General features: G+C 71.3%; 17 protein-coding genes. 6 read left to right on the top strand and 11 right to left on the bottom strand.

The window, feature by feature from the left end:
• Positions 1 to 8 precede the first annotated feature (8 nt).
• Positions 9 to 470 carry a molybdenum cofactor biosynthesis protein MoaE gene (locus tag IOD14_RS06885; protein ID WP_123991536.1) on the bottom strand — a complete coding sequence of 154 codons (462 nt, stop codon included), beginning with the start codon at positions 468 to 470 and terminating at the stop codon, positions 9 to 11.
• Between the two features lie 182 nt (positions 471 to 652).
• A complete protein-coding gene (locus tag IOD14_RS06880) occupies positions 653 to 1,768 on the bottom strand; it encodes an SDR family oxidoreductase (RefSeq protein WP_123991535.1) in 1,116 nt (371 codons plus the stop codon).
• 192 nt (positions 1,769 to 1,960) lie between these two features.
• Here IOD14_RS06880 and IOD14_RS06875 point away from each other — a divergent pair, with 192 nt between their 5' ends.
• Together IOD14_RS06875 and IOD14_RS06870 are read left to right on the top strand one after the other, a co-directional pair.
• A complete protein-coding gene (locus IOD14_RS06875) occupies positions 1,961 to 3,391 on the top strand; it encodes a zinc-dependent metalloprotease (RefSeq protein WP_123991534.1) in 1,431 nt (476 codons plus the stop codon).
• Complete coding sequence (locus IOD14_RS06870; protein ID WP_212669881.1) at positions 3,388 to 3,909, top strand: NUDIX hydrolase; 522 nt, start codon at positions 3,388 to 3,390, stop codon at positions 3,907 to 3,909. Before IOD14_RS06875 ends, IOD14_RS06870 begins: the two co-directional genes overlap by 4 nt.
• A 60-nt stretch (positions 3,910 to 3,969) precedes the next feature.
• On the opposite strand, the gene IOD14_RS06865 is transcribed toward IOD14_RS06870, so the two are convergent.
• From IOD14_RS06865 to IOD14_RS06850, 4 genes are all read right to left on the bottom strand, one after another.
• On the bottom strand, positions 3,970 to 4,707 hold the full coding sequence (locus IOD14_RS06865) for an AIM24 family protein (RefSeq protein WP_123991532.1): 738 nt from the start codon (positions 4,705 to 4,707) through the stop codon (positions 3,970 to 3,972).
• Between the two features lie 19 nt (positions 4,708 to 4,726).
• On the bottom strand, positions 4,727 to 5,404 hold the full coding sequence (locus IOD14_RS06860; RefSeq protein WP_123991531.1) for an AIM24 family protein: 678 nt from the start codon (positions 5,402 to 5,404) through the stop codon (positions 4,727 to 4,729).
• 4 nt (positions 5,405 to 5,408) lie between these two features.
• The gene (locus tag IOD14_RS06855) at positions 5,409 to 6,983 is read right to left on the bottom strand and encodes a TerD family protein (protein WP_123991530.1); all 1,575 of its coding nucleotides are present in this window, start codon (positions 6,981 to 6,983) and stop codon (positions 5,409 to 5,411) included.
• A 114-nt stretch (positions 6,984 to 7,097) separates the two neighbouring features.
• Positions 7,098 to 7,694: a M48 family metallopeptidase gene (locus IOD14_RS06850; RefSeq protein WP_212669880.1), complete on the bottom strand. Its 597-nt coding sequence runs from the start codon at positions 7,692 to 7,694 to the stop codon at positions 7,098 to 7,100.
• Between the two features lie 261 nt (positions 7,695 to 7,955).
• Between IOD14_RS06850 and IOD14_RS06845 the strand changes: the two genes are divergently transcribed.
• Both IOD14_RS06845 and IOD14_RS06840 read left to right on the top strand, forming a co-directional pair.
• Positions 7,956 to 9,173, top strand: a complete 1,218-nt coding sequence (locus IOD14_RS06845) for a TOMM precursor leader peptide-binding protein (RefSeq protein ID WP_212673223.1) — start codon at positions 7,956 to 7,958, stop codon at positions 9,171 to 9,173.
• Entirely contained in the window at positions 9,166 to 10,536 is a 1,371-nt protein-coding gene (locus IOD14_RS06840; RefSeq protein WP_212669879.1) for an AarF/ABC1/UbiB kinase family protein, read from the top strand. Before IOD14_RS06845 ends, IOD14_RS06840 begins: the two co-directional genes overlap by 8 nt.
• An 11-nt stretch (positions 10,537 to 10,547) precedes the next feature.
• On the opposite strand, the gene IOD14_RS06835 is transcribed toward IOD14_RS06840, so the two are convergent.
• From IOD14_RS06835 to IOD14_RS06815, 5 genes are all read right to left on the bottom strand, one after another.
• The gene (locus tag IOD14_RS06835; RefSeq protein WP_123991527.1) at positions 10,548 to 10,751 is read right to left on the bottom strand and encodes a hypothetical protein; all 204 of its coding nucleotides are present in this window, start codon (positions 10,749 to 10,751) and stop codon (positions 10,548 to 10,550) included.
• Positions 10,752 to 10,854: 103 nt separating this feature from the next.
• Positions 10,855 to 11,178 (bottom strand): hypothetical protein, encoded by a 324-nt coding sequence (locus IOD14_RS06830; RefSeq protein ID WP_123991526.1) that lies wholly within the window; start codon positions 11,176 to 11,178, stop codon positions 10,855 to 10,857.
• Positions 11,175 to 11,543, bottom strand: coding sequence for a WhiB family transcriptional regulator (locus IOD14_RS06825; RefSeq protein ID WP_020119791.1), 369 nt, complete (start codon positions 11,541 to 11,543; stop codon positions 11,175 to 11,177). Before IOD14_RS06825 ends, IOD14_RS06830 begins: the two co-directional genes overlap by 4 nt.
• A gap of 175 nt (positions 11,544 to 11,718) precedes the next feature.
• Positions 11,719 to 12,042: a hypothetical protein gene (locus IOD14_RS06820; protein WP_123991525.1), complete on the bottom strand. Its 324-nt coding sequence runs from the start codon at positions 12,040 to 12,042 to the stop codon at positions 11,719 to 11,721.
• Between the two features lie 169 nt (positions 12,043 to 12,211).
• A complete protein-coding gene (locus IOD14_RS06815; protein WP_349252426.1) occupies positions 12,212 to 14,548 on the bottom strand; it encodes an ATP-dependent DNA helicase UvrD2 in 2,337 nt (778 codons plus the stop codon).
• A 42-nt stretch (positions 14,549 to 14,590) separates the two neighbouring features.
• Between IOD14_RS06815 and IOD14_RS06810 the strand changes: the two genes are divergently transcribed.
• Together IOD14_RS06810 and IOD14_RS06805 are read left to right on the top strand one after the other, a co-directional pair.
• On the top strand, positions 14,591 to 14,848 hold the full coding sequence (locus IOD14_RS06810; RefSeq protein ID WP_123991523.1) for a mycoredoxin: 258 nt from the start codon (positions 14,591 to 14,593) through the stop codon (positions 14,846 to 14,848).
• A gap of 150 nt (positions 14,849 to 14,998) precedes the next feature.
• Positions 14,999 to 15,169, top strand: coding sequence for a hypothetical protein (locus tag IOD14_RS06805; protein WP_212669877.1), 171 nt, complete (start codon positions 14,999 to 15,001; stop codon positions 15,167 to 15,169).
• Positions 15,170 to 15,252: the final 83 nt, after the last annotated feature.

The following is a 15,252-nucleotide window of genomic DNA, read 5'->3' as shown; positions in this document are numbered from 1 at the left end:
CGGAAGGGTCAGCAGGCGCCGACCCATTCCTCCGTACCGTCAGAAAACGTCTGGTGCTTCCAGATCGGCACCTCGTGCTTGAGATCGTCGATCAGCTTCCGGCAGGCCTCGAAGGCCTCCCCCCGGTGCGGACAGGACACGGCGACGACCACGGCGAGATCACCCACCCCGAGATCACCCACCCGGTGCACGGCGGCCAGCGCCCGCACCGGGAACTCGGCGACGACCTTCTCGGCGACCCGCCGCATCTCGGCCTCGGCGCTGGGGTGGCACGAGTAGCCGAGCTTGTCGACGTCGGCACCCCCGTCGTGATTCCTGACGGTCCCGACGAACAGGGCGGTCCCCCCGGCGGCGTCGTCCCCGACGGCCCGGAAGACCTCGTCGAGGGAGAGCGGCGCGTCCCGGACGGCGATCAGCTTGATGGGGTCCTGCGCGGCCTGCTCGCCCGGATGGTCGTTGGTGGGTGCCATGGTCCCATCGTGCCGCACGCCCCGGATCACGGGAAATAGCGGTTTCGCCCGGCACACGCGTGCGTGCGTTTGGAGACTCGTACAGATGCGCGCGCCCGAAGGGGCGCGGGGAGCTGCGCGACCAGCCACAACGCACCCGCAGCCGCCCCGCGAACTGACCCGGCCCCCGCAGCGCGCTCCGCTCAGATCCTCCGCCGCGCCTTCCGGGCCCGCCGCACCACCGCGGCCGCGCCCAACAGCGCCACCGTCGCTCCGGCCGCCCCCGCCGCCGTCGCGTCCTTCCGCCCCAGCCGCCGCCCGGCGACCGTGTGCCGCCCGGCGACCTCCTCCAGCAGCTCCGCAAGGACCTCCTCGTTGGTCCACTGCGGCCGCCACCCGGCGTCGTGCAGCCGGCTCCCGCTCACCACCCAGGGGTACATCGTGTACGCGAGATCCCCGGCGGGGGACGGCGTCAGCCCGATCCGGTGCAACCGCGCGGCCGCGCCCAGCGCCACCGCCGACGGCAGCTCCATCCGGCGGATACCGCTGAGCTCCTCGATCTCCTCCTGCTCCAGCCAGCCGTCGCATCCGACGGCGAGTTCCCCGTCGACCTTCTCCTGGACGGCGTACTCCAGAGCGCTGCAGAGGTCCTCGAGATGGCAGAACTGCCACGCCGGCCGGGACCCGGCCACGACCAGGAGCCGCGGCGACTCGAAATACCGGGTCAGAGCGGTGTCGGTGCCGCCACCCACCAGCACGGCGGGCCGCACCACGGTGACATTGAGCCCGGGGTGCGCCCGGGGGGCCCGCCGCGCGAGCCGCTCGATCTCCAGCAGGTCCCCGACCCCGGTCGCCTCCGCGGTGGCCCGCAGCTCGGCGTCCTCCGACAGGGGCAGCTCGTTGTCCGGCAGCGCCCCGTAGACCATGGCGGAGGTGCACAGCACGACCCGGTGGACGCCCGCGGCCGCCGCGGCGGTCAGCACGGTCTGCGTCCCGCGCACGTTGTACGCCGTTCGCGCCGCCGGGTCGGTCTCCAGATCGAGGTCGAGCGCCAGGTGGACCACGACATCGGCCCCGCGCAGCTTCTCCGCGATGGCCGGATCCCGTACGTCCAGGATGTGCCACTGCGCCGCGGCGCACTCGCCGCGCCGCTCGTCGAGCGCGATGACCTGCTTGATCTCCTCCGAGGCGGCCAGCCGCTCGGTGAGCAGCGCTCCGATGCCGGACGCGGCGCCGGTGACCGCGACGACTGGCCCGCGCGCGGCGGGATTGGTTGACTGGTTTCGCGCTGCGCGAACCTGCGGATCAGGGGAACTCACCGGGCGTCTCCAGCGGTTGTCTTCAGTAGGAACGCGAGTGACGCGTACGTACCAGGTGGCATCCATCCTGCCGCAGGCGGACAGTCGGCGGCGCACCGAGGCCCTGACGGCCGTCGGTGTCTACGCTGGGGGGTGTTATCGGGCAGCCGCGCCGCCGGAGGCAACCGGTGGCCTTACCAGCCGAGGAATCCCGTGAGTGACACCCCATTCGGATTCGGCCTTCCGCCGGAGGAGCCGGACGACGGCGACGAGGGCAAGAAGAAGGACCAGCAGAGCGGTGGTGGTCAGGACCCGGCCAACCCGTTCGGTTTCGGCGGGCTGCCCGGCGCCGGAGGCTTTGGCGGCCCCGGTGCGGACAATCCACTCGCAGCCATGTTCGGATCATTGAACCCCACCGACCTGGGCGCCGCCTTCCAGCAGCTGGGCCAGATGCTCTCGTACGAGGGCGGCCCGGTGAACTGGGACATGGCCAAGCAGATCGCCCGCCAGACGGTCTCCCAGGGCACCTCCGACGGCACCAAGGACGCGAGCATCGGTCCCGCCGAGCGCACCGCGGTCGAGGAGGCCGTACGGCTGGCGGACCTGTGGCTGGACGACGCGACGTCGCTGCCGTCCGGCGCGGGCTCGGCCGTGGCGTGGTCCCGCGCGGAGTGGGTCGAGGCGACCCTGCCCGCGTGGAAGGAGCTCGTCGACCCGGTCGCGGAGCGGGTCGGCACCGCGATGGGCGATGTCCTGCCGGAGGAGATGCAGGCCATGGCGGGCCCGCTGATCGGCATGATGCGCTCGATGGGCGGCGCCATGTTCGGCACCCAGATCGGGCAGGCCGTCGGCGTGCTCGCGGGCGAGGTCGTCGGCTCCACCGACATCGGCCTGCCGCTCGGCCCGGCCGGCAAGGCCGCGCTGCTGCCGGCGAACATCGAGGCCTTCGGCAAGGACCTCGGCGTGCCCAAGGAGGAGGTGCGGCTGTATCTCGCCCTGCGCGAGGCCGCCCACCAGCGCCTCTTCGCGCACGTGCCGTGGCTGCGCTCGCACCTGTACGGCGCGGTCGACGGGTACGCGCGCGGGATCAAGGTCGACACCGCCAAGCTGGAGGACGTGGTCGGCCAGTTCGACCCGCAGAACCCCGAGCAGCTGCAGGACGCCCTCCAGCAGGGCATGTTCCAGCCGGAGGACACCCCGGAGCAGAAGGCGGCGCTGGCCCGTCTGGAGACGGCCCTGGCGCTCGTGGAGGGCTGGGTGGACGCGGTGGTCCACGCGGCCGCCAAGCCGCGTCTGTCGTCCGCCGACGCGCTGCGCGAGACGCTGCGCCGCCGGCGCGCCTCGGGCGGCCCGGCCGAGCAGACGTTCGCCACGCTGATCGGCCTGGAGCTGCGCCCGCGCCGGCTGCGCGACGCCTCCCGCCTGTGGGCCTCGCTCACGGACGCGCGCGGGGTCGACGGCCGGGACGGTCTGTGGGCCCACCCGGACATGCTGCCGACCGCCTCCGACCTGGACGACCCGGACGGCTTCGTGCACCGCGAGCAGCTGGACTTCTCCGAGCTGGACAAGATGCTCGGCGAGGCGGCCGACAAGCCGGACCTCAAGAAGAAGGACGACTCCGCCGAGGGTGGCAACGCGGAGTGAGCCTCCATGACGACGCTGCCCTGGTCCTCAAGGGATACGAGGACCAGGCAGATCTTCGCCAGACCTACCTGGACCATCTCGCGGCTCACCCGGACGGCATGTGGAAGTCCTGCGAGGCGGGGCACATCACGGCGAGCGCCCTGGTGATCGACCCGTCGCGCGAGCGCGTTCTGCTCACCCTTCACAGGAAGCTGCGCATGTGGCTTCAGATGGGCGGCCACTGCGAGCCGGTCGACACCTCCCTGGAGGCGGCGGCCCTGCGCGAGGCGACGGAGGAGTCCGGCGTCACCGGTCTGACCCTGCTGCCCGGCGGCCCGGTCCGCCTCGACCGGCATCCCATCCCGGCGCCCTGCCACTGGCACTTCGACGTCCAGTACGCGGCCCTCGCCCCGCCCGGCGCCGTGGAGGCGATCAGCGAGGAGTCCCTCGACGTGCGCTGGTTCGCCTACGGCGAGGTGGCGGACGTGGCGGACGAGTCCGTCGTACGACTGCTGGAAGCGACGCGCGCGAGGTTGTGAGCTTCGTGCCGCCGCGGATGCGAGGGGCGCCCGGCAACGGCGGGCGCCCCTCGCACGTGGCTAGCTGTTGCTGCCCCCGAGGGAGTTGCCGCGCATGCCGAACTGGCCGAGCACTCCGCCGTTGCGCATGCCCTGGGGCGGAAGCAGTTCGCTGGGCTGGACCAGGACGTGGCCGGTGCCGCCGAAGTGCATTTCCCAGCCCTCGCCGGTGGTGCCCCTGCGGCGCCACACGCCGGACGTGGAGGTGGGCGCCTGGAGCTGGGTGCGCAGGGACGTGGACCAGGCGATGACGGCGTCGGAGTCGACGCAGACGTTCTTGTCCGGTCCCACCTCGAGGACCAGCGGCTCGCCGGAGGTCATCAGGACGACCTGCCCGGAGCCGGAGAGCTCCAGGTTGTAGGCGCCGGCGGAGGCCACCTCGACGGCGCTGTCCACGGCGACGATGCCGACACCGAGGGAGCCGTCGAAGGCCAGCACGTAGGAGCTGTCGACGGTGATGCCGCGGCCGACCTCCATGATGTGCAGGTGCTGGGCGAGGTTGGCCAGATAGACGATGCCGTTGCCCTTGCAGCGCATGAGTTCGAGGCGCTCACCGGTCATCCGCTCGGCGTTGCGCCAGCTGCGGTTGCGGTACTGGCTGTCGAACTCGACCTGCCCCTCGAACGCCACCATGGCGCCCTGGCGGGCGAGGACGGGGCTGCTGCCCTGGGTGACGTCCGTCTTCAGGAGCTGCGGGTTCTGCAGCGTGTAGCGCCCGGTCGACTCGACCGGGACGTGTGCGAAGAGTGTGCTGTGCATGATGTGCCTGGTGCTCCCCTCAGCCCCGGATCTTGAATCGGTCGCCGGTGTCCTCGCTCGGCTGGACGACGACGAAGCCCTGCCCCTTGAAGCCGATCTGGAAGGCCTCGCCGCTGCCGCGGCCGATGAGGGCGCTCGCCTTGATGGTGCGGCGGGCCTTCATCTCCAGGCCGGTCGTCCAGGCGACGAGCGCGTCCGGGTCGACGTACGTCTCGCGCTCGGCGCAGTCCAGGGCCATCGGGATGCCCCGGCTGACCAGGGCGACCCAGCCGGTGCCCTTGATGACGAGGTTCGTCAGGCCGGAGCCGGAGAGCTTGGCGAGTCCCTTGACCGGCTCGATGGCCAGTTCCAGCGAGGCGTCGCAGGCCAGCAGGGTGGCGCCGTTGACCGACAGGGCCTCGCCGTTCAGGTGCAGGACGAGGATGTCGCCGCCGTAGTCGGCGAGGTACAGGTCGCCGTCGCCGCGCGCCAGCATCAGCCGGCCGCCCTCTCCGGTGACCATCTCCTCCGCCGAGCGGCGCAGGCTCGCGGGTGCCCCGTCGAACTGCACATAGCCGTCGTACGCGATCATCGAGCCGGCCTTGGCGATCAGGTCCTGCCCGGTGACCATGGTGACCTTGAGCGTCTTGGAGCTGTGCACACTCATGCGGACGCCGGTCGCGGCGGCGCGGTGCGCGGTCAGAGTCTGGGAGTCCATGGCCTCACACCTCGAAGGGCTGTACGACGACGAAGTTGCCGGGGGCGCCGCGGAACTGGAGGTTCACGGCCTCGGTGGTCTGCCGGGCGTACCCGGAGCGGCGCAGCCTGAGCGAGGTCGTGGTGACCGCCTGCGCACCGGCGGACCAGGCGATGACGGCGTTGCCGTCAACGTAGGTGGCCGCGCCGACGGGCAGGACGACGGGCACGCCGCGTGTCTTGACGACGACCGCTCCCGTGCCGGAGAAGAGCATGCTGAAGAAGCCCCCGCCGGGCAGTCCCGCGCCCTCGATGCGGCGGACCTCGGTCTCCAGGGACTCGTCGAAGGCGAGCACGCCCTGGGCGCTGGTGTAGAGCTGCTCGCCCTGGAGGCGGATGACGAAGACGCGGCTGGCCTCGTCGGCGAGGAACACCTCGCCGTTGCCGGTGCAGCGCATCAGGGACATGCCCTGGCCGGTGAGGGCTCCGGTGAGCTTGCCGAGCAGCCCCGAGCCCTTGTGGGCGAAGTCGATGTCGCCCTGGTAGGCGACCATGCTGCCCTGCTTGGCGAGGATGGGCGCGTCCTTGGTGAGGGTGGCCCGCACCAGGTTGTGGTTCTGCTCCGTCCAGCGGTCGCCGACTGGGGCTTCCGCGTACTTCGTCAGGACGACCCGGACGTTGGCCTCGGGCGGCACGGGGGCGAGCTGGGTGCCGCCGCCGAAGGGCTGCGCCTGGCCGGGGAAGGCGCCGGGAGCACCGGGCGGCGCGAACTGGCCGGCGACGGCGCCCGGGGGCGAGAACTGACCCGCGGGCGCGCCGGGGGGCGCGTACTGGCCCGCGGGCGGCGCGCCGGGCGGGGTGAAGGTCTGCCCCGGAGGGGTGAACGTCTGCGGGCTCGTCGGCGCGGAGGGAGGGGCGGGCGCGGGGGCGGACGGGGCCTGCGTGGGGGCCGGCGGCGCTCCGAAGGACGGTGCGGGCGCGGGCGGCGGGGCTGCCTGCGGGGGCGGGGCGAAGGCCGGTGGCTGGGACTGGGCCGGGACCGCGGGCTGCTGGGGGGCGGACTCGGGCTCCTCCTCGGCGACCTCGCCGCCGAAGTTCTTCAGCAGCGCGTCCAGACCGCCGTCGAATCCCTGGCCGACCGCGGCGAACCGCCAGACGTCCTTCAGATACAGGTCGCCCACCATCACGGCACGCTCGGTGGAGAACTCGCTGCCGTCGAACGGGTACCGGGCCACCTCTTCGCCACCGGCGACGATGCGGAGGTAGCCGGGGGCGATCTGCGACATCTGGCCGGCGCCGTCGATCGTCGCCGTGAACGACAGCTTCTGGATCTGCGACGGAATCTGATCGAGCGTGACCCGGAACGACTCCGTGTCGCCCGACTGGGCACCCAGGAGCTGGATGGAGTCCTCGGGGGACTTCGGCTGGTTGAAGAAGATGAAGTAGCGGTCGTCCGAGAGCCGTTCGTCGGCGTCGAGGCCGAAGCAGCTGATGTCGAAGGTCAGTCCGGGGCCGGAGATCTGTACGCCTACGTACAGGTCCGTGCCCGCGGTCAGGTCACTGATCTTGGCCTTGTGGCCGCGTTGGAATTCCCTGGCCATGCGTAACGACCGTCCCCCATCCCGATGCGAGTGCGTCGCGACAGGCTAACGGCAAACTCCGACACCGGCTCAGGTCGGTACAGATCCGGTACAAAAACCCGTTCGGGTCGCCGGTCAGTCCTCGCGGGAGCCCGGAAGGTGCGGCAACCGGTCCGCCGCGACCACGCCTTCGAGATATCCCTTGGCCCGCTCGGTGCGCGGATAGGCCTCCAGCAACCGCCAGAACCGGGGCCCGTGCCCGGGCACGAGCAGATGCGCGAGCTCGTGCAGCAGGACGTAGTCGACGACGTACTCCGGCATGCCCTGGAGCCGGTGCGAGAGCCGGATGCTGCCCTCGGAGGGGGTGCACGAGCCCCAGCGGGTGTTCTGGTTGGTGACCCACCGGACCGAGGTGGGCCGCGCCCGGCCCTCGAAGTACTGGGCCGAGAGCCGCTGGGCGCGCTCGGAGAGTTCGGTGTCGCCGAGCAGCCGTTTGCTCTCCTGGGCGGCCAGCTTGTCGAGCATGACGGTGACCCAGCGCTGCTCCTCTGCCTCGGACATCCGGGCAGGGATGAGCACGACGGTGCGATCGCCCTCGCGGTACGCGGAGACCGTCCGACGGCGACGGGAACTCCTGCGCACCTCGATCGCGCTCGCCCCCGAGCCGCTCGGCGGCTGGCTCGTCGTGCTGCGCTGTGGCGTTCCGGCGCTGTGCAGTGGGTCGGCGGGCACGCCCTGACGTTACCCGCTGCACACGGGGGAAGTCCCGAGTCCGGGACGGTTCGCTTCCGATCGCCCACCATGCGTCTGATTCGTACGACGAATGGCCCTCACCTGTGGACAACTTTCGGCACATGTGGGCGGGGTCCGGGCATGCTGGCATCGCCGCCGCGGCCACGACCGACCGTCACCAGGGCTCCGGCGGCGGACGGGGACGTTCTACGAGGGCTACGGGGGCCTGTCATGCAAGCAGTGGTGCCGCTCGCGCACACGATGGTTCCGCAGCTGAAGCCGGCGCTCAGGCGCGGCTGGCGCGATCTCAACACCGTGCAGTTCGGGATGACCCCGGCGCACGCGCTGACGCTGGGCCCCATGGACACGGCGACGGGCAGCTTCCTCGACCTGATCAACGGCACGCGCGGTCTCGCGCTGCTGCGGGAGGAGGGACACCGTATGGATCTGCCCGAAGGCCATGTCGACACCCTGGTGGGGAGGCTGGCGCGAGCCGGGCTCGTCGACGACGCGAGGGGCGGCGGTCCGGCAGCGGACGCGCTGCGGGAGAAGAAGGACGTCCTCGACCGGCTGGCGCCCGACCTGGCGTCACTCTCGCTGACCACGTCGCAGCCGGGTGAGGCGATGAGGCTCCTGGCCGCCCGCCGTTCACTGCGCGTGCAGGTCAGGGGCGCGGGACGGGTGGGGGCGGTGCTGGCCGCACTCCTGTCGGGCGCCGGTGTCGGGGAGGTCGACGTGCGGGACGGCGGCCGGGTCGAGCCGGGGGACGTGGCCCCCGGCGGGCTGCCCGCCGCCTCCGTCGGCGACCGCAGGGACGCCGCCGCGCGCCGGGCGGTGTCCGCAGCGGCTCCGGGACGCCCGCCGCGCCACGGCCCCCGGGCCTCGGCCGGGGCGGACGAGCCCGGCTTCGCCCTGGTCGTCCTCGCCCCACGGGACGACGTCGACGTGCACGCGCCCGCTCCGGCCACCGGCGAGCCCTTCGTCCGGTCCGGCACACCTCATCTGTACGCCGGTGTGGTCGAGGCGACGGGAGTGGTCGGCCCGCTCGTCCTGCCGGGCGAGACGGGCTGCGCGGGCTGTCTGCACGAGACACGGACCGACAGCGACCCGGCCTGGCCCCGGCTGGTCGCCCAGTGGCGCTCGGGCAGCAGACGGCAGTCGGTACGCTCCTGCGACCTGGCCCTCGCCACCACGGTCGCCGGCCTGGCGGCCTCGCACGCGCTCGCCTTCCTGGACGGCCGGGTCCCGTCAAGCGCGGGCGCCCGCTGGGAGGTCGCACTGCCCGGCCTGACCTGGCACGCTCGGCCGGTCCGGCCGCATCCCGCATGCCTGTGCGGGGCCGCGGAGAAAGGTAAGGGAGAACACACCTCCAAGGAGGAGGCTGCGCACGAGACAATGACGGAGCATCGGTCGTCGGAGGAGTTGTGCCGTAAGGCAACCGCGCCACGGCCTGCTGGGACCTGGAGGGCGCATGTCTGATCTTCCCCGGAAGGCGGTCACCCGAACCGCCAAACTCGCCGCGCTCCCGCTCGGCTTCGCCGGGCGGGCCACCTGGGGACTCGGCAAGAGGATCGTCGGTGAGTCCGCGGAGATCGTCGGCCGCGAGCTGCAGCAGCGCACCGCTGATCAGCTGTTCAAGGTGCTCGGAGAGCTCAAGGGCGGGGCCATGAAGTTCGGCCAGGCCCTGTCCGTCTTCGAGTCGGCGCTTCCCGAGGAGGTCGCCGGTCCGTACCGCGCGGCCCTGACCAAGCTCCAGGAGGCGGCGCCTCCGATGCCGACCCGCACCGTGCACACGGTGCTCGAGGAGCGGCTGGGCGAGGGCTGGCAGGAGCTGTTCGCCGAGTTCGACGACAAGCCCTCCGCGGCGGCGTCGATCGGCCAGGTGCACCGGGCCGTGTGGCACGACGGGCGCGAGGTGGCGGTCAAGGTCCAGTACCCGGGGGCCGGCGAGGCCCTGCTGTCCGATCTGAACCAATTGGGACGCTTCGCCCGCCTGCTGGGACCGCTGGTTCCCGGCATCGACATCAAGCCCCTCATCGCCGAGCTGCGCGACCGGGTCTCCGAGGAGCTCGACTACGGCCTGGAGGCACAGGCCCAGCAGGCGCATGCCGAGGAGTTCGCGGACGATCCGGACGTCGTGGTGCCGGGGGTGGTCCACCAGAGCGACCAGGTTCTGATCACGGAGTGGATCGAGGGCGTGCCCCTGTCGGAGGTGATCTCCGAGGGCACTCAGGAGCAGCGCGACCGCGCCGGCCAGCTGCTGGCCCGGTTCCTCTTCTCCGGCCCAGCCCGCACCGGTCTGCTGCACGCCGACCCGCACCCGGGCAACTTCCGGCTCCTGCCCGGCGGTCCGGACGGCGAGGAGGACTGGCGCCTGGGTGTCCTGGACTTCGGCACGGTCGACCGGCTCTCCGGCGGCCTGCCGGACACCATCGGCACCTGTCTGCGCATGACGCTGGACGGCGAGGCGGAGGCGGTCTACGAACTCCTCTGCGCGGAGGGCTTCGTCAAGGAGTCCATAGAGCTGGATCCCGACGCGGTCCTCGACTACCTGCTGCCGATCATCGAACCGGCCGAGATCGACGAGTTCACCTTCACCCGCGGCTGGATGCGCAGCCAGGCCGCCCGGATCGCCGACCCCCGCTCCCCCGCCCACCAACTGGGCAAACAGCTCAACCTGCCGCCGGCGTACCTGCTGATACACCGGGTCACCCTGAGCACCATCGGGGTGCTGTGCCAGCTGGGCGCGGCGGTCCGGCTGCGCGAGGAACTGCAGGAGTGGCTGCCGGGGTTCGTGGCGGAGGAGGAAGAGGACGAGCAGGAGACGGCCGCGGAGGCGTGAGCCCGGCCGGCCTACCACCAGGCCGAGTCGAGCCGCCCCTCGATGGATCTGAGGTTCTCCCGGGAGCAGGTGTCGCAGAAGTACTGGCGGACGCCGTTCTCCACGGAACAGGTCCAGGTGGGCTGTGCGCCCTCGGCCCGTGTGCCGCAGCGGGCGCACACAAGGGGCCGCGCCGCAGCCCCGCCGTCGCCGTCGTCTCCGGGAAGACTCGTCATTCGCCGACGATAACGCCGGACCCGACGGCACGGCGTGCACAACGCACCGCGGGGGCCGGTCCGTTCGGACGGACCGACCCCCGCGGTGAACTACCGGGTCGACTTACTGCATGACGGCCATGGCGAGCGCACGGCGAGCACGCATGGAGGCGCGCTCGGCCCGGCGCTGCATCCGGCGAGCGCTCGCCAGGCGGATCGCCCGGCGTTCCTGCTCGGCCTCATGCAGCCGGTCGTGCATATGCGCACGAGCCAGGGCTTCTGGGATGAGTTGCATCTCTCGGGTCCTGTTCTGACGCGAGTCGCTCGCGTCGGTGGTGGTGAAGTCTGGGATCGCGGAGCCCACGGGCTCGCTGGTGGACGGCTTCATCGGGGCCTGCTTCTTGGGGTCGTTCGTGAGGGGGCGGTCGATCGTTCCTGCGATGTTCATGCCGTGACCGGGTTCTTGCGCGGGCGACCACGCGGCCGCTTCCGGGCGACGACGACACCCTGGACGAACAGCTCTCCACCCCAGACGCCCCAGGGCTCACGCCGCTCCTTGGCGCCGGCGAGGCAGGCCTCCATCAGCGGGCAGGTACGGCAGAGGGACTTGGCGTACTCGACGTCGGCCGGCGACTCGGCGAAGAAGACCTCCGGGTCGTAGGAACGGCAGGGGACGGGTACGCCGAGGTTCTCGATGGCGTCATCGAGCGCGGTGAGCGCGGTGAGCGGGATCAAGGTGGAGTCCTCCGTGAGGCCGGGCGGGGGGATCGTTTCGGAAGGCGGTACGGACGGGGCGTGCGCTTCGAGTTGCACGGTTCGTCTTCCTCGTCTGTTCGGTCCGGCCCTGTGGGACCGGTAGTCGCTTGGTACCGGGTTCTTTTCTTGTCCCGAGACCCCTTCGCTCCGCTCTCCCCGTTCGGGGAAAACAGAAGGGCCGCGGATCCCGGATGGGGTTCCGCGGCCCTGAAGGCGCCGGCCTGATCTTCGATCAGGCTGGATCACTCCAGGGTTCTGGCCCACGGAAGGCCCACATCTGGTGGTGCTGCGTCGTCTGCTTCCGGAATCCGGCACCGGCCGCCGCAAAGGCATAGGCATCCGCCTGTGCCATTACTGCTTCCAGTGCCTTGCTCGGTCGCTCATTGCGCTCACGGACGGGAAGGACCGCGAGAGACACGGAGGACGCCGGACGCACGGCAGGAATGCCGGACAGACCGGTGCCCAGGTTCGAAACGCCGAGCATGCACGCGGAGACGACCGAGCGATCGGTCATTTTGGCGGTGTTGATGGCCTTGGTGCTGTTGATGCTGATCACTTCAATCGCCTCCTCTCGGCGTCTCTGGGGACGGCGGCGCGAGCCGCTGTCCGACGGATATGCAAGTAGAACACGGAATCGGGGCCTCCGAGAAGGCCTCCGTCCCCGTGGCTAAGAACCTATGGGGATTGCTGGGGCATGCGCAAACTATTTTTTCGACGAGTTGGAATCAGCCCTCGTTCTCTTCCTCCGAAACCTCCTGGCCTGCGCAGATGGTCAGGACATCGGCCCCGTAGCGGTTGAGCTTGCGCTGGCCGACGCCCGGGATCCGCGCCAGCTCGTGCTCGTCGTCGGGCACGGCTTCGGCGATCGCCATCAGGGTCTTGTCCGTGAAGACGCAGAAGGCCGGCTGTCCGCTGCGCTGCGCCTGTACGGCACGCCATTCGCGCAGCCGCTCGTACAGCCCCTCGTCCATGTCGGAGGGGCAGTCCTCGCACCGCATGAGCTTCATCTCGCCCGCGTCGGTGAGCGTGCGCCCGCACACCCGGCAGCGCGCCGGGGTGCGCTGGGTGCGTCTCGGGGCGGCGCCGACGGGGCTGGTGAAGCCGCGCTCGACGCCCGCGGATCCGCCGCCCGCGGTTCGTCCCGTGGTGGCGGTGGAGCCGGGGCGCAGTCCGTCCAGGAAGCGGCTGGGGCGCCGGTTGGGCCGGCCGCCGGGCGAGCGGGAGAGCGACCAGGAGACATGGAGGCGCTCGCGGGCGCGGGTGACGCCGACATAGAGGAGCCTGCGCTCCTCCTCGATCTGCTCGTCCGTCTTCGCGTAGGTGATCGGCATCATGCCCTCGGCGACACCGACCAGGAACACGGCGTCCCACTCCAGACCCTTGGCGGAGTGCAGGGAGGCGAGGGTGACGCCCTCGACGGTGGGGGCGTGCTGGGCGCCGGCCCGCTCGTCGAGTTCGGCCACGAGGTCGTTCAGGGTGGCGCCGGCTCGCGCGGCGGCGAAGTCCTGCGCGAGGTTCACCAGCGCGGCCAGCGACTCCCAGCGCTCCCTGACCGCCCCGGAGCCGGCCGGCGGCACGGTGGTCCAGCCCTCGCCCGAGAGCACGGCACGCACCTGGGAGGACAGGTCGACGGCGTCGTCCAGCCGGGAGTCGTTGCCTCCGAAACGGGCCGCGCCCCGGAGGTTGACGATGGCCCTGCGCACCTCGGGCCGGTCGAAGAACCGCTCGGCGCCGCGCAGCTGGTAGGGCACTCCGGCGTCGGCGAGGGCCTGCTCGTAGGTCTCCGACTGGGAGTTGGTGCGGAACAGGATGGCGATCTCGCTGGCCCGGACGCCCGCGTCCATGAGCTCCCTGATGCGGCGGGCGGCGCCCTCGGCCTCGGCGGGCTCGTCGGTGTACTCGGTGTGGACGGGCTCGGGGCCGGGCCGCCGCTGGGAGACCAGTTCCAGCCGGTGGTCGGCGGCGCGGCCGCGGGCCTGGGCGAGCAGGCCGTTGGCGAGATGGACGACCTGGGGGGTGGAGCGGTAGTCGCGGACCAGCTTGACGACGGTGGCGCCGGGGTGGCGGGTGCGGAAGTCGAGCAGATGGTCGGGAGTTGCGCCAGTGAACGAATAGATCGTCTGGCTGGCGTCACCGACGACGCACAGGCTGTCCCGCTGCCCGAGCCACAGCTCCAGCAGGCGCTGCTGGAGGGGGCTGACGTCCTGGTACTCGTCGACGACGAAGTGCTGGTACTGGGAACGGACCTGTTCGGCGATGTCGTGCCGGTCCTGGAGGACGGCGACGGTCAGCAGCAGCACGTCCTCGAAGTCGATGACGGCACGGTCGCGCTTGAGGTCCTCGTAGGCGGCGTAGAGCTGGGCGATCTCGGCCGCCGCGCGGGGGGTCTCGCGGCCGGCCTTCGCGGCTGCGAGGGCGTAGTCGGAGGGCACGGTCTGGGTGACCTTGGACCACTCGATCTCGGCGGTGACATCCCTCAGCTCGCCCCGGTCGAGGCGGATGCGGCAGGCGGCGGCCGCGTCGGCGACGAGCTGGATCTTGCGGTCCACGAGCCGGGGCATGGATCCGCCGACGGCTTTCGGCCAGAAGTACTGGAGCTGGCGCAGGGCCGCCGAGTGGAACGTACGCGCCTGGACGCCCACGGCGCCGAGCTGGCGCAGCCGCCCACGCATCTCTCCGGCGGCGCGGTTGGTGAAGGTGACGGCGAGCACGCTGGAGGGCTGGAGGATTCCGGCCCGCACTCCGTAGGCGATGCGGTGGGTGATCGCCCGGGTCTTGCCGGTGCCGGCGCCCGCCAGCACGCACACCGGCCCGTGCAGGGCGGTGGCCACCTCGCGCTGCTCGGGGTCGAGCCCTTCGAGCACCGCGTCGGCCGAGTCCGGTGTGCGCGGGAAGAGCGTGGAGTGCGTTGCTGCTGTCACACCGCCATGCTGCCAGGTCCGCGGAGACGGACGAGCCGGTTGTCCACAGGCGGGTAGCCGCAGTCGTACTAATGCGGCAGGCGTCACCCGGCCGGGCACCTCGGGTCGGGAATGACGCCCCCTTCGCGTACGTTCCCCCATCGGACCACCTCTTCCCCGGGCCACCGAAGGAGCGCGCGAGACATGCAGGGCACTGTGACGATGTACAGCACCACATGGTGCGGTTACTGCCAGCGGCTGAAGAAGCAGCTGGACCGCGAGGGCATCGCGTACACCGAGATCAACATCGAGCAGGACCCGGCGTCCGCGGCGTTCGTGGAGAAGGCGAACGGCGGGAACCAGACGGTACCCACCGTTCAGGTGGTTCCCTCCAGTGGCGGCACCGAGGTCGTGATGACGAACCCGAGCCTTGCCCAGGTGAAGCAGGCACTGGGCGCCTGATCCCCGCGATGCGCAACCCCTGATCGGCCTGGTGCTGGTCGGGGGTTCGCGCGTTCCGGGGAGTCCATCGGGATCATCGGCACATGCCGCCGACCCGGCATGTGCCGAGGGCCCGTCTTTCGGATGCAGGCGACTCGCCATGATGGCTGTATGGAAACGGGTTTCCCACGGGGGTCCACGCCGACCGTCGATCTCCGCCTGTGGCGCTCCGATGCCATCGTGCTGTTCGACTGGCTGATGAGCATCGACCTGAACGCCGTACCGATCACGCATCCGGCTCAGAAGCAGGCCCTCGCAGACCTGCTGGCGCGCTTGGAGTAGGTGGACGTCATCGAGTCCACCGAGGAAGAGATCGCCGCAGCCCAGGAGGAAGTAGCCAGGGACATGGGCTGGTAGGACACCGA

Source organism: Streptomyces sp. A2-16, assembly GCF_018128905.1.
In the GTDB taxonomy this organism is placed as follows: Bacteria; Actinomycetota; Actinomycetes; order Streptomycetales; family Streptomycetaceae; genus Streptomyces.
This window is presented reverse-complemented; position numbering and strand designations above follow the sequence as displayed.